Annotated in this window: 11 protein-coding genes; 2 read left to right on the top strand and 9 right to left on the bottom strand. The window is 72.1% G+C overall.

Features of this window, described 5'->3' with window-relative positions; all coding sequences use genetic code 11:
- The 9 genes from ACFC1R_RS13925 to ACFC1R_RS13885 all read right to left on the bottom strand — a co-directional run.
- On the bottom strand, positions 1 to 1,630 hold a 1,630-nt coding region (locus ACFC1R_RS13925), incomplete at its 3' end, for a hypothetical protein (RefSeq protein ID WP_375937779.1).
- A 77-nt stretch (positions 1,631 to 1,707) separates the two neighbouring features.
- Positions 1,708 to 2,025, bottom strand: a complete 318-nt coding sequence (locus tag ACFC1R_RS13920) for a hypothetical protein (protein ID WP_375937776.1) — start codon at positions 2,023 to 2,025, stop codon at positions 1,708 to 1,710.
- Positions 2,026 to 2,216: 191 nt separating this feature from the next.
- Positions 2,217 to 3,680: an MFS transporter gene (locus tag ACFC1R_RS13915; RefSeq protein ID WP_375937818.1), complete on the bottom strand. Its 1,464-nt coding sequence runs from the start codon at positions 3,678 to 3,680 to the stop codon at positions 2,217 to 2,219.
- 161 nt (positions 3,681 to 3,841) lie between these two features.
- Complete coding sequence (locus ACFC1R_RS13910) at positions 3,842 to 5,629, bottom strand: IucA/IucC family protein (protein ID WP_375937773.1); 1,788 nt, start codon at positions 5,627 to 5,629, stop codon at positions 3,842 to 3,844.
- Positions 5,626 to 6,198: a GNAT family N-acetyltransferase gene (locus tag ACFC1R_RS13905; protein ID WP_375937770.1), complete on the bottom strand. Its 573-nt coding sequence runs from the start codon at positions 6,196 to 6,198 to the stop codon at positions 5,626 to 5,628. The genes ACFC1R_RS13910 and ACFC1R_RS13905 overlap by 4 nt, the downstream gene beginning before the upstream one ends.
- A complete protein-coding gene (locus ACFC1R_RS13900; RefSeq protein ID WP_375937767.1) occupies positions 6,195 to 7,493 on the bottom strand; it encodes a lysine N(6)-hydroxylase/L-ornithine N(5)-oxygenase family protein in 1,299 nt (432 codons plus the stop codon). Before ACFC1R_RS13900 ends, ACFC1R_RS13905 begins: the two co-directional genes overlap by 4 nt.
- A gap of 36 nt (positions 7,494 to 7,529) precedes the next feature.
- Positions 7,530 to 9,068, bottom strand: a complete 1,539-nt coding sequence (locus ACFC1R_RS13895) for a pyridoxal phosphate-dependent decarboxylase family protein (RefSeq protein WP_375937764.1) — start codon at positions 9,066 to 9,068, stop codon at positions 7,530 to 7,532.
- Positions 9,069 to 9,259: 191 nt separating this feature from the next.
- The gene (locus ACFC1R_RS13890; RefSeq protein ID WP_375937761.1) at positions 9,260 to 10,108 is read right to left on the bottom strand and encodes a siderophore-interacting protein; all 849 of its coding nucleotides are present in this window, start codon (positions 10,106 to 10,108) and stop codon (positions 9,260 to 9,262) included.
- Positions 10,109 to 10,112: 4 nt separating this feature from the next.
- Positions 10,113 to 11,165 (bottom strand): ABC transporter substrate-binding protein, encoded by a 1,053-nt coding sequence (locus ACFC1R_RS13885; RefSeq protein ID WP_375937758.1) that lies wholly within the window; start codon positions 11,163 to 11,165, stop codon positions 10,113 to 10,115.
- 167 nt (positions 11,166 to 11,332) lie between these two features.
- On the opposite strand from ACFC1R_RS13885, the gene ACFC1R_RS13880 reads away from it, so the two are divergent.
- Together ACFC1R_RS13880 and ACFC1R_RS13875 are read left to right on the top strand one after the other, a co-directional pair.
- Entirely contained in the window at positions 11,333 to 12,355 is a 1,023-nt protein-coding gene (locus ACFC1R_RS13880; protein ID WP_375937815.1) for a FecCD family ABC transporter permease, read from the top strand.
- The gene (locus tag ACFC1R_RS13875) at positions 12,352 to 13,380 is read left to right on the top strand and encodes a FecCD family ABC transporter permease (protein ID WP_375937755.1); all 1,029 of its coding nucleotides are present in this window, start codon (positions 12,352 to 12,354) and stop codon (positions 13,378 to 13,380) included. The genes ACFC1R_RS13880 and ACFC1R_RS13875 overlap by 4 nt, the downstream gene beginning before the upstream one ends.
- Positions 13,381 to 13,389 lie beyond the last annotated feature (9 nt).

Here is a 13,389-nt window from a genome sequence, read left to right as displayed (position 1 = left end):
CATGCCCAGCCGAACCACCACCGTGATCCGCCGAACCCTGATGCTGCCCACCAGACGAAGAACCCCCGGACGAATGCCCGCCCGAACCACCGTGCTCCGACCCCGAACCACCACCCGCATGCCCAGCCGAACCACCACCGTGCTGCGGCGGCGCGTCCTGCCCATGGCTCTGCCCCGCGCCCTGGCCCCCGTGGGAGCCGCCCGGGGTGGAGTTCACCGATGTACCGGTGTCACCGTGGTGCGACGGCTGCGGTGCCCCACCGGCATGGCCGCCGGCCGAACCGGAGCCTTCCGAACCGTGTTCAGGCGCAGGCGAGTTGTGAACACGCGTACCGAACGGGTCCGCCGCGGGCCCCTGGTCGGGACGCGGACGCGGCACGCTCGAACCGTGCTCGCCGCCGACACCGCCACCGCTGCCGCCCGGGCCGGCGTGCACGCCGGAACCCCCGCCGCCCGCAGGCCCCGAGGCGGAGAGGGTGTGCGAGGACCCGCCACCGGCCGGCCCCTCCGAGGAACCGCCGCCGTGCGAGGACCCAGAGCCTCCCGACTCCCCGCCCGCACCCCCCGCATGCCCCGACCCGCCAATGCCACTGCTGCCGCTGCCACCTGCGTGCCCGGAACCCCCGGTACCACCACCGGCGCTGCCACCGCCGTGCCCGGCACTACCACCACCGGCGCTGCCACCGCCGTGCCCGGCACTCCCCGTGCCCCCACCGGCGCTGCCACCACCGGACCCGTGCTCACTCCCGGTACCGCCACCGGACCCGTGCTCACTCCCGGTACCGCCACCGGTCCCGTGCTCGCCATGCCCGGTACCGCCCGAGCCCCCGTGCCCGCCGTCGCTGCCGCTGTTCTCCTCGCCCGGGTGCCCGCCGCCGTGACCCGCGCTGCCGCCGCCCGACAGGTGGTGCTTGGCCTTCCCCGCCGCACCGGACACCAGCGAGTCCCGCAGGCCCTCCCCGAAGGACTTCGGCATGTCCTTGATCGAGTCCTTGGCCGCCTTCACACCGGCGCCGCCGATCGCGCCGACGTCGAAGCCCTGCTGCGCGCCGAAGTTCATCTTGACGCCCTGCTTGATGAACTCGCTGACCATCGCCTCCAGAGCCTGGATCACCGGCTCCTTCAGGGTCTGCAGCAGCGTCTCGACCAGCTTCTTGCGCAGCTCGTCCAGGATCTTCCGGACGATCAGCCGGGTCGCCTGGGTCGCCGCGACGGCACCGGCCTCCGAGAGGCCGAAGGTGAACGGCGCGGCCGCCTGGGCCGCGATGATCTCGACGGCCAGCGCGATCAGCTGGGCGATGATCGCGACCTTGCCGGCGATGGTGGCGATCGCGGCGGCCTCCAGCGCGGTGGCCATCAGGTCCGCGGCGGCCTTGGCGTCGTGGAGGTACCCGCCGCCGTTGTCGAACTTGCGCCACATCTCGGCGAAGGCGTCGATCTCCTTGCCGGAGTTGTCGCCCGTCACCCGCTGCGCGGAACTGGTCCCGCGCTCGCGCAGCCGGTCGACCTCCTCACCGAACTGCCGCCAGACGGCCGCCGCTTCCTGCAGCTTGTCCTCGTCCGCGTGGGGCCAGTTGTAGCCCAGCATCTCCAGCACCCAGACCAACTCGCCCGGCAGCATCATCGACACGCGCTACTCCCCCTGCTCCCCGCCAGCGAAATACCGATCCATCAGATGCCGCGCCCAGGACGGCGCGGCGGCGCCCGTCAGTACACCTGGTCCAGCCCGGCGCTCAGCTGCTCGTCCGTGCTGCTGACCGCGTCCGCCATCTGCTGGAGGCCGTCGCCGATCTTGCCGATCTGCTCGGACAGGTGGTCCATGGATTCGACGATCCCGTCCCGCGCGCCCTTGTACACGGTGCCGAAGTACTCGCCGATCTGGTCGTCCCCCCAGGGCTCACCGAGCGCCTCCAGGCCGCTGGAGAGAGCCATCGAAGCCCGCGCGAAGTCGTTCGAGATGCTCTCGAACTCTCGCCCCTCGCCCTGGAGTTCCCACGGCTTGATGTCGAACTGGCCGTCAGCCACAGCGCGCCCTCCCCCTGGAAACCTGACCACCTGTACCGGAAGTTTAACTGGACATTGCCTTGTCACCGCTACCGCCTCCAGGTGGGGACATTGTGCACGCACGCGAACCGGACGACGGACGTCCAGAGCCGGCCCGGACGACGGACGTCCGTGGCCGGCCCCGGGTGGCGCCGCAGTGCGGGGAGCCGCCGTCAGGTGCCCGGTTCCCGCCGCTCCGCGCGGCGGAGCAGCAGGGCGGCGAGGCAGCCGCCGGCCAGGACGGCTGCGGCGCCGACCAGTTGACTGGTGGTGATCCCGGCGGCGAAGGCGTCCGTGACGGCGGTCCGATCCCAGGCGGTGGGGGCGGCTGCCCGGGCGGCCGGGAGCGAGGCGGCGCCGGCCGCCGCGGCGGGCAGCAGGGCGGTGAAGCGGGCGTTCAGGACGGCGCCCAGGACGGCGACGCCGAGGCTGTTGCCGACCTCGGCCATGGTGCCGTCGATTCCGGCGCCGGCACCGGCCTTGTCCTGCGGGATGGCGCTCATCACGGCCTCCACGATGGCCGGGTTGGCGAACGCGCAGCCCGCGCCCATCAGGACCAGGCCGGGCAGCAGCAGGCCGTAGCCGCCGGAGGCGAGCAGCGCGACGATCACGAACCCGCCCGCGAGCAGGCCCATGCCGAACGCGATGGCGAGCGGCTGCCCCAGCCGTCGGAGCACCCGGGCGGAGACCCCGGCGAAGTTGAGGACCACCACCGTGAGCGCGAACGGGGCCAGGTGCAGGCCCGCTGCCAAGGGCGAGTAGCCCCGGACGAACTGGAGCTGCTGGGTGAGCAGGAAGAGCACCCCGGCGCTGCCGAAGGTGATCAGGACCACGCCCACCACCGCGCCGACGAACCGCCGGTTCCGGAAGAAGTGCAGGTCCAGCATGGGGTGCGGGACACGGTGCTCCCAGCACGCGAAGCTCCCGAGGAGGAGCACCCCGCCCGCCGCCGGGAGCAGCACCCGGCCGGCGTCCCATCCGTGTTCGGGCACGGCCGTGATGGCGAGGACCACCGCCGCCATGCCGAGGGTGGACAGCAGGACGCCGAGCAGGTCAGGCGGGCCCGCACCCGGTGCCTTGGACTCGGGGACCAGCAGGCGGACCGCGACGAAGCCGAGGAGGACGACCGGGAGGTTGACCAGGAAGAGCGCTCCCCACCAGAAGTGGGCCAGCAGCAGGCCGCCGATCGGCGGACCCGCGGCGAAGCCGAGGGCGTTGACCGCCCCCCAGACGCCGATCGCCCGGGGGCGCTCCCCGGCATCGAAGATCTGCACCACGACGGCGAGGGTGGTGGTGAGCAGCAGCGCCCCGCCGACCCCCATGCCCGCCCGGGCGGCGGTCAACTGGCCGGTGGACTGGGCGAGTCCGGCGGCCAGTGAGCCCGCCCCGAACACCGCGAGCCCGACGAGCAGCAGTCGCTTGCGGCCGTAGCGGTCGGCGGCGCTGCCTGCGGCGAGCAGCAGTCCGGCCTGGACCAGCGAGTACGCGTTGACGATCCACTGGACGTCGGCGGTGGTCGCGTCCAGGTCCCGGGTCAGGGAGGGGATCGCCACGTTCAGCACGGTGTTGTCCAGCACCACCGCGAACTGGGCGAGGCAGATCACTCCGAGGATCGGCCACCGGGTCGGAAGCCGCACTGCCGGGCTCTCCGTCCCGGCGGCGGACCGGCCCTCACCGGCCCGCTCCGCCGCACCCCGGTCCGTCGCTCCCCTGTCCGTCTCTCCCCGGCTCTCACCGAAGCGGTCCGCCGCACCCCGGCCGGTCGCAGCCCGGCCCGCCTCGGCCTCGTCCGCCGGTGTCACGGCAGCGGGGCGAATCGTGCGATGGGGTTCCGCAGTGTGCCGACCAGTTGGAGGGCGCCGGATGGGTCGGCGAGGTCGACCATCTGCCGGTTGTTGCGCAGCTGCAGCCGGTTGAGGCAGGAGAGCGGGAACTCCTCGACGAACGGGTCGTACGTCGCGAACCGTTCGGCCAGGTGCGGGACGGAGTCGCGGTAGTCGGCGACGCACTCGGCGACGGTGCGCCAGAACGCCTCCTCGTCCAGGATGCCCTCGCTCGCCAGGATGGCGTTCAGGTAGCGGAAGAAGCAGTCGAAGACGTCCGTGAAGATCGAGAGCAGCTTCATGTGCTCGGGGACCTCGGCCCGGACCCGCCGGACCTGCGGGGGCAGGTCGGCCTCCGGGTTCATCACCACGATCTCCTCGGCGATGTCCTTGAAGACCACCCGTTCGACCGTGCCGCCGTCGAGCACCAGGATGACGTTCTCGCCGTGCGGCATGAAGGCCAGGTCGTGGGCGTAGAAGCTGTGCAGCAGCGGTGTCAGGTAGGCGTCGAGGTAGCGCCGCAGCCAGACCTCGGGGGCCAGTCCGGACTGTTCGACGAGCGCGGCGGCCAGCGAGCGGCCCTCGTGGTCGGTGTGGAGCAGCGAGGCCATGGTGGCCAGTCGCCGCCCCGGTTCCAGGGCGGGGACGGGGCTCTCGCGCCAGAGTGCGGCGAGCATCTTGCGGTACGGGGAGTACCGGTCGGTGGCGGCCTCGAACTGGGGGTGGCGGTAGCCGATGGCGGCCCGCTCGCGGATCACCGTCAGGCGGGTGGCGCGCAGGACGGTGTCGGTCGCGACCAGGTCGGCGAGCCAGTCGTTGATGGCCGGGGTCGCCTCCATGTAGGCGGCCGAAAGGCCCCGCATGAAGCCCATGTTGAGCACCGAGAGGGCGGTCTTCACGTAGTGCCTGGACGGGTTGCTGGTGTTGAAGAAGGTGCGGATCGACTGCTGGGCGAGGTACTCGTCGTCGCCGGGGCCCAGGCACACCAGCCGCCGCTGGGCGATCTCGGCGGCGAAGGTCACCGACAGCTTGTTCCACCACTGCCAGGGGTGGACGGGCAGCAGGTGGTAGTCGGCGAGGTCGAGGCCGAGACCGGTCATGGTGCCGGCGAAGCGGCCGAGCTGCTCCTCGCCGAGCTCCTCGCGCATCAGGGTGTCGTAGTCGAGGTCCGTGCAGGAGGTGAAGGTGGAGTGGTCCCGGTGGGCGGCCAGCCAGATCAGCCGGATCGGGGCGGCGGCCTCGGGGGCGTAGGCGCGGTACTCGTGCGCACCGAACCCGATCCGCCCGTTGTTGGCGACGAAGCCGGGGTGGCCCTCGGTCATTCCGGTCTCGATCGCCTGGAAGTCGGCCTTGGCGAGCTCGGCGGCGCCGATCCGCGGCTTGCCGAGCTTGAAGGCGCTGCCGGCCAGGGTGGAGGCGATCTCCTCCAGGTAGACCGGCAGGATCTGCGCGGTCAGTCCGAGGGCTTCGCGCAGCTCGATGCAGAAGTCGGTGGCGTCGAGCGGGAGTTCGGTTCCGTCGCGGTGGCGGGTGATGCTGTCGGCGTCGATCTGCCAGTGGTCGAGGGCCAGCAGCCGGGCACCGAAGCGGTACTCCACGGTGCCGTCGTCGCTGCGGACGGCGTACCGTCCGTCGGGTGCCTGCTCGGGTGCGAGCAGTCGCTCGTGGGAGAACTCGGCGAGCGCCTTGCGGACCAGCAGCCGGTTGGCCTGCTCCCAGTGCTCCGGGGAGAGGTGGGCGACGGCTTCGATCGGACTGCTCACTGGCTGGCTCCTCGGGTGGCGGCCTGGAACTGCTCGCGGGTGCAGACGCTGAGCAGCGCCTCCTTCTCCGGCTTGGTGACCGGGCCGACCACCTCGAAGCCGACCGCCGCGTTGAGCGCGTGCACCGCCGTGTTGCGGATGTCGGGTTCGACCACGACCCGGCGGGCGGCCGGGTCGGCGAGGACGAACGCCATGACGGTGGTGATCACGGCCCGGGTGAAGCCGTGCACCGGGGTGTCGGTGGGCGCGCAGAGGAAGTGCATGCCGACGTCGCCCGGCCGGGCGTCGTACAGGCCGACGAGTTCGAGCCGCGCCGGGTCGTAGCGCTCGACCAGGAAGGCCGGACCGCCCTCGACCAGGCCGATGAAGGCATCGTGGTGCGGGTGTTCGGTGATCTTGCGGTACTCGTTGCGGACCTCGGGCACCCCGGCGTCCTGCATCATCCAGAACGCCGCCTTGGGATGGGTCACCCAGCCGTGCAGCAGCTCGGCGTCGGCGTCCGGGTCGAGCGGGCGCACCGCGAGGGTGCCGAGCCGCTCGTCGGTCCGGGAGAACAGGATGTCACTCATGCGGCCAGGCCCTCCGGTGCACCGAACTCCTGGAAGGCGATGGACTTCTCGACCGGGTAGACCTCGCGGCCCAGCAGTTCGCGGATGATCCACGAGTTGCGGTACGGGCCCATGCCCAGGTCGGGGGAGGTGATGCTGTGGGTGTGGGTTCCGGCGTTCTGCAGGAAGATCCCGCGCCCGGTGGTGTCGATGCTGTAGTTGCGGGCGACGTCGAAGCGGCCGTGCCCGTCCCAGCGGATGCGGTCGCGCACCGGCTCCAGGAAGGCGGGCGTCCGGTAGCGGTAGCCGGTGGCCAGGACCAGGCCGTGGGTGGCGAGCCGGAAGTCCCTGCCCTGCTCCTCGTGCCGCAGCCCGAGGGTGTAGGTGCCGCTCTCCTCGTCGTAACTCGCGCTGTTCAGAGCGGTGTTGGTCATCAGCCGGGTGGCGACCGGGCCCTTGACGCTCTTCTGGTAGAGCAGGTCGAAGATGCCGTTGATCAGCTCCGCGTCGATGCCCTTGAAGAGGCCCTTCTGCTCGGTCTCGATCCGGTAGCGGGTGTCCTCCGGGAGGGCGTGGAAGTAGTCCACGTACTCGGGGGAGGTCATCTCCAGGGTGAGCTTGGTGTACTCCAGCGGGAAGAACCGCGGCGAGCGGGTGACCCAGTTGAGCCGGTAGCCGTGGGCGTCGTTCTCGGCCAGCAGGTCGTGGTAGATCTCCGCCGCGCTCTGCCCGCTGCCGACCACGGTGATGCTCTCCTTCGCCTGGAGGGCCGCCTTGGCCTCCAGGTAGCCGGAGTTGTGGATGGCGTCGCCGCCGATCCCCTGCAGGGCGTCGGGTATGTACGGCGGGGTACCGGTGCCCAGCACCAGGTGCCTGGCCCGGTACGAGAGCGCCTCCCCCGTCGCCGGCCTGACCGCGTGCACGACGTAGCAGCCCTGGCGCCCGTCGTACTCGACCGAGGTCACCTCCTCGCCGAACCGGACGCTGCGCAGCTTGGCGGCGGCCCAGCGGCAGTACTCGTTGTACTCGCTGCGCACCGGGTAGAACATCTCGCGGATGTAGAACGGGTACAGCCGCCCGGACTCCTTCAGGTAGTTGAGGAAGGAGTACGGCGAGGTCGGGTCGGCCAGGGTGACCAGGTCGGCCATGAAGGGGGTCTGGAGGGTGGCGGAGTCCAGCAGCATGCCGGGGTGCCAGTCGAAGTCCGGCTTGCTCTCCAGGAACAGGCCGTCGAGCTCGTCCAGCGGCTCGGTCAGGCAGGCCAGGCCCAGGTTGTAGGGGCCGAGCCCGATTCCGATGAAGTCGTGGATGGACATGCGTTGCTCCCTTGGGGGTACGGGGGTCGAGGGGGGTCAGCCGGCCTGGCGGCAGAGCTCGGGGGCGGCCTTCTCGCTCAGGTGGCGCTCGGCGTGAGCGGCCAGCAGGTCGAGGACGTGGGCGATGTCCGCCAGCGTGGTCTCGGGGTTGAGCAGGGTGAACTTGAGGTAGTGCCGGCCGTCGACCTTGGTCCCGGCGACCACCGCCTCGCCGGAGGCGGCCAGCGCCTCGCGGGCGAACAGGTTGGCGTCGTCGGCGAGTTCGCGCGCCGGGCCGTCCTGCGGCAGGTAGCGGAAGACCACGGTGCTCAGCTGGGACTTGGTGACGACCTCGAAGCGCGGGTCCTCGGTCAGCAGTTCCCAGGCCTGCTCGGCGCGGTCCACCACCTCGTCGAAGAGCTCGCCGATCGCGTCGGCGCCCATGATGCGCAGGGTGAGCCAGAGCTTGAGGGCATCGAAGCGGCGGGTGGTCTGCAGGCTCTTGTCGACCTGGTTGGGGATCCGCTGCTCGGCCATCCGGGCCGGGTTGAGGTAGTCGGCGTGGTACGTCGCGTGGCGCAGCACGGTCGCGTCGCGCACCAGGAAGGCGCTGGAACTGACCGGCTGGAAGAAGGACTTGTGGTAGTCGACGGTCACCGAGTCGGCGCGTTCGATCCCGTCCAGCAGGTGCCGCCTGGTGCGGGAGGCGAGCAGTCCGCAGCCGTACGCCGCGTCCACGTGCATCCAGGTCCCGGCCGCCACGCACAGGTCGGCGATCTGCGGCAGCGGGTCGATGGAGCCGAAGTCGGTGGTGCCCGCGGTGGCGACCACGGCCATCACCACCAGGCCCTCGCGGCGGCAGCGGTCGAGTTCGCGGGCGAGGACCGCGGGGCGCATCCGGCGGTCCTGGTCGGTGCCGATCGCGATCACGGCGTCCATGCCGAGGCCGAGGAGTCCGGCCGACTTCCTGACGCTGAAGTGGCTGGCCTCGGAGGCGAGGATGCGCAGTCCGGGCAGGATCTCGGACCTGGACAGGGGGGCCGGGGAGGCGGCTGCGGCACGCGCGCAGGCCTCCTCGCGGGCGAGCAGCAGGGCCTGGAGGTTCGACTGGCTGCCGCCGCTGGTGAACACGCCGTCCGCGGCGGCGCCGAGGCCGATGCGCTCGGCGGTCCAGTCGATCAGACGGCGCTCGATCAGCGTCCCGCCGGCGCTCTGGTCCCAGGTGTCGAGCGAGGAGTTGACGGCCGTGAGGACCGCCTCGCCGAGCAGGGCCGGGATGACGACCGGACAGTTGAGGTGCGCCAGGTAGCGCGGGTGGTGGAAGTAGACGGCGTCCCGCAGGTACACGTCCTCCAGTTCGGCGAGGGCGGCGGCGGGGTCGTCCAGCGGCTGCTCCAGGTCGATGGCCGATATCTCGGGTGCGAGCCGGTCGGGCGTCATCCCGCTGAAGGGGCGTTCGGTGCGGGCGACCCGGGAGGCCACCCGGTCGATCCCGGCGACGAGCGAGCGCCGGTACCCCTCCACCGTACGGTCGTTGAACAGGTGTTCCCTGGCGCCTGCCGGCCGGACCTCGACGGGGTGTCCCTGGAAACTCATGGGCAGTCCTCAACAGTCGCTGCTGTCACTACTTAGGCAAGCCTATCCTAAGTAATGATCCGGGGATGACGTCCCACCACGGCGGAAGTGACGGCCCGCCGGGCAGCACAGGAGGCCCGTCGGGCAGAACGAGGCCGGGCAGAACAAAGGGGCGCGGGGCCAAGAAGCCCCGCGCCCCCATGGGAGTCGTGTCAGCCGGACTGCGCCTCGGCGCGCAGGTCCTCCTCGGAGGCCCCCTTGCGCCAGTAACCGGAGAAGTTGACGATCCGCCGGTCGAACGCCCGCTCGCCCACCAGGTGCCGGCGCAGCGCCTTCACCGTGCCGGACTCCCCGGCGATCCAGGCGTACGGCGAACCGGCCGGGAGCTCGGCCGCCCTGACCGCCTCCAGCAGCAGCCCGGGGCCACTGCGGGCGGCCCGCTCGCGGACCAGCCAGGTGATCTCGACACCGGCCGCGGCGGGCAGGTCCTGGATGTCCTCCGGGTGCGGGACCTCGATCCAGACCCTGGCCGCGGTCCCGGCGGGCAGCCAGTCCAGGATCCCGCCGACCGCGGGCAGGGCGGTCTCGTCGGCCGCGAGCAGCACCCAGTCGGTGCCCGGCGGCGGGCGGAATCCGACGCTGCGGTTGTCCGCCACCGCCGGGCCCAGCAGGCAGACCCGGTCACCCTCCGCCGCCCGCGCGGCCCAGCGGGACGCCGGGCCGACGTCGTCGTGCAGGGCGAAGTCCACGTCCACCTCGGCTGCGTCACGGCGGTGCTCGCGGATCGTGTACGAGCGCATGACCGCCCGCTCCCGGGGGTCGATGGCACGCCAGTCGGCGTACCAGTTCTCACCGAACCGCGCCGGCACCACCGGCGCACGCTGACCGGGGTGCGGCAGGAAGAGCGAGAAGCTCTGGTCCCGTCCGCCGGAGGCGAAGCCGGTCAACTGCTCACCGCCGAAGGTGATCCGCACCATGGTCGGCCCGAGGCGGCGGCTCCGCACCACCCGGGCCTCGAAGAGGCGGAACTGTACTGCCACTGGAGCGAGTTCGGTCGTCATGGCGTCAACTGACCTTCCTGGCGTTCTGAACGGCCTCGGCCAGCTTCTCCAGCAGCGGCGCGGCGCCCGCGTAGGAGAACCGGGGCACGGCGTCCCACGGGGTGACCTGCCCGGCCTTGACGGCGGGCAGCTGGGACCAGGCGGGCTTGGCGGCGAGGTCGGCGGGCTGGAGTGCCGTGCTGCGGTTGTCCAGCAGGATCAGGTCCGCACCGTACTTGCCCGCGTTCTCCCAGCTGAGGCTCTCGAAGTAGTCGCCCGCGTCGAGCCTGTCCGGGACGATCAGCTCGACGCCGAGCTCGGCGAAGTACATCAGGTCGGTGCTGATCTTCGGGTTGGAGGCGTAGAAGATGTCGGCGCTGCCGGAGGCGGCCAGCACCTTGAGCCCGCCGTTCGCCTTGGCCGCCTGACGCAGGCTCTCTGACGCGGCCTCGAACCTCGCCTTGGCGTCGGTGACCTTCCGGGCCGTCAGGTCGGCGCCGAGCGAGGCGGCGAGCTCGGCGTGGCGCTTGATCGGCTCGGTCATCGGCACCTTGGCGGTGGAGACGGCCACGCTCGGCGCGAGCTGGAGGATCTTGTCCTTGCTCTCGTCCGGGACGTACCAGAGCGCGCCCGGCTCGTACATGTGGGTCACCAGCAGTTCGGGGCGCAGCGCGGCGTACTTCTCGATGCTGAACTCGCCCCAGACGTTGCCGAGGATCTCCACCTTGTCGACGTCGAGGTCGCCCGCCTGCGGGTCGGCCTTGCCGTCCTTGGCCCTGGTCTCGCCGAAGACGCCGACGATCTGCCGGTCCATGCCGAAGTCGACCAGGGCGGCCGCCGTACCGGTGAAGGCCACGATGCGGGCGGGGGTGCTCTTGGCGGTGACCTGCTTCTTCCGGTCGTCGGTGAACGACCAGGGCCCAGTGGCGCTGCCCTTGGCGACGGGCGAGTCCTTCCCCGACGATCCCGAACTCCCGCTCCCGCCACAGGCGGTGAGCAGGGAGCCGAGGGCGGCGGCACCACCTGCGGCCAGCAGGCCACGACGGGAGAGGCGGACGGAAGTTCTGGAACGCGGCATGGCTGACTCTCGCTCAGGGGGGTCGAAGTGCGGTCGGAAGCAGACAGCTGGATTAGGTTAACCTAACCTAAGTAACCGTCCAGCGGGAGTGCGCAGGCGCTCCCCGTCCGCCCCGGAGCCCGTCTGTGTCTGCCACCAAGTCACCGCAGGTCCACGAGGAGCCGGAGATCCTGCAGTCACCGCGCGGACGGCCACCGGGCCGACGCGACGCCCTGCGGGCCGCCGGCCTGCTCGGCTGTCTGCTGGCCCTGCTCCTCGTCGTACTGCTCAGCATCGGATTCGGCGCCAGGCAGCTGTCGTTCGGCGAGGTCTGGCACGGACTCCTCGACAGCGGCTCCCCCGGTTACACCGCCGTCCACCGGATGCGCCTGCCGCGCACCCTGCTCGGTCTGCTGGCCGGCGCCGCGCTCGGCGTGGCCGGCGGCCTCATGCAGGCGCTGACCCGCAATCCGCTCGCCGACCCCGGGCTGCTCGGCATCAACGCGGGCGCCTCGGCTGCCGTCGCCACCGCCACCTCCGTCCTCGGCGTGGCGAGCTTCACCGGCTACGTCTGGTTCGCGCTGGCCGGCGCCGGAATCGCCTCGGTCCTGGTGTACGCGGTCGGCGGCGGACGCGGCGCCACCCCCGCCCGGCTGGCCCTGGCCGGCGCCGCCCTGAACGCGGTGCTCTACTCGTACGTCAGCGCGGCCATGCTGCTCGACACCGCCTCGCTGGAGCGGATGCGGTTCTGGACCACCGGCTCGCTCGCCGGCGCCCAACCCTCCACCGTGGTGGCGCTGTTGCCCTTCGTCGCGGCCGGACTGCTGCTCGCGCCGGCGCTGGCCCGGCCGCTCAACGCCATGGCGCTGGGCGACGACTCGGCCCGCGCCCTCGGCGCCCGCCCGGCCCTGGTCCAGGCCACCGCCATCCTGGCCGTCACCCTGCTGTGCGGCGCGGCCACCGCCGCCTGCGGACCGATCGTCTTCGTCGGGCTGATGGTCCCCCACCTGGTCCGCGCCCTCACCGGCCCCGACCTGCGCTGGCTGCTCCCCTACTGTGCGCTGCTGGCCCCCGTCCTGCTGCTCGGTGCCGACGTGCTCGGCCGCGTGCTCGGCAGGCCGGGCGAGCTCCAGGTCGGCATCGTGACCGCCGTGCTGGGCGGCCCGTTCTTCCTCTACTTCGCCCGACGCGGAAAGGCGGCGCAGGTATGAGCGTCCTACGGATCGGCGACACCGTCTCGCTGCGCTACCGCCCCCGTGCCCTGGCCGCCGGGACGCTCTGCGCGCTGCTGGCGCTCGCGGTGGGCGTGCTCACCCTCGGCAGCGGCGACTACCCGCTGAGCCCGGCCGAGGTGCTGCGCACCCTGGCCGGCGGCGGCTCACCCGCCCAGGACTTCATCGTCAACGAGCTCCGGCTGCCCCGCGTGGTCACCGCCCTCGCCGTCGGCGCCGCGCTGGCACTGGCCGGAGCGCTCTTCCAGTCGCTGGTCCGCAACCCGCTGGGCAGCCCCGACGTCCTCGGCTTCACCCAGGGCGCCGCCACCGGAGCGCTGGTCGTGGTGGTCGCCGGGGGCAGCAGCCTGGCCCTCGCGTCCGGCGCGGTGATCGGCGGGCTGATCACCGGCGCCGCGATCCACGCCCTCGCCCGGCGCGGCGGGGTGCCCGGCGGCCGGCTCGTCCTGGTCGGCATCGGCACCGCCGCCATCCTCACCGGCGTCAACGGCTATCTGCTGACCCGGGCCCGGCTCATGGACGCGGCACGGGCCGTGCTCTGGCTCACCGGCAGCCTGGACGGCCGCGGCTGGCAGGACGCCGTGCCGCTGCTGTCCGTCCTCGCGGTGCTCACCCCCGCGGTGCTGCTCGGCTGCGGACGGGCGCTGCGGATGATCGAGATGGGCGACGAGGCGGCCGGCGGAGTCGGCGTACCGGTCGAACGCCTGCGCCTGGTTCTGCTGGCAGCGGCCGTCCTGCTCGCCTCGCTCGCCGCGGCCGCCGCCGGACCGGTCTCCTTCGTCGCACTCACCGCCCCCCAGGTCGCCCGACGGCTGACCAGGACGTCCGGGCCGAACCTGCTCGCCTCGATGTGCGTCGGCGCGGCCCTGCTGGTCAGCGCCGACTGGGCCGCCCAGCAGCTGTTCACCGGACGCCAGCTGCCGGTCGGCGTGGTCACCGGCGTCCTCGGCGGCGGCTACCTGGTCTGGCTGCTCGCCACCCAGCGCAGGGCGGGCCGGATATGACCGACGCGA

It is taken from the genome of Kitasatospora sp. NPDC056138 (genome assembly GCF_042264695.1).
In the GTDB taxonomy this organism is placed as follows: Bacteria; Actinomycetota; Actinomycetes; order Streptomycetales; family Streptomycetaceae; genus Kitasatospora.
Note: the sequence above shows the minus strand (reverse complement) of the source record. Positions and strands in the feature narration are given on the sequence as shown.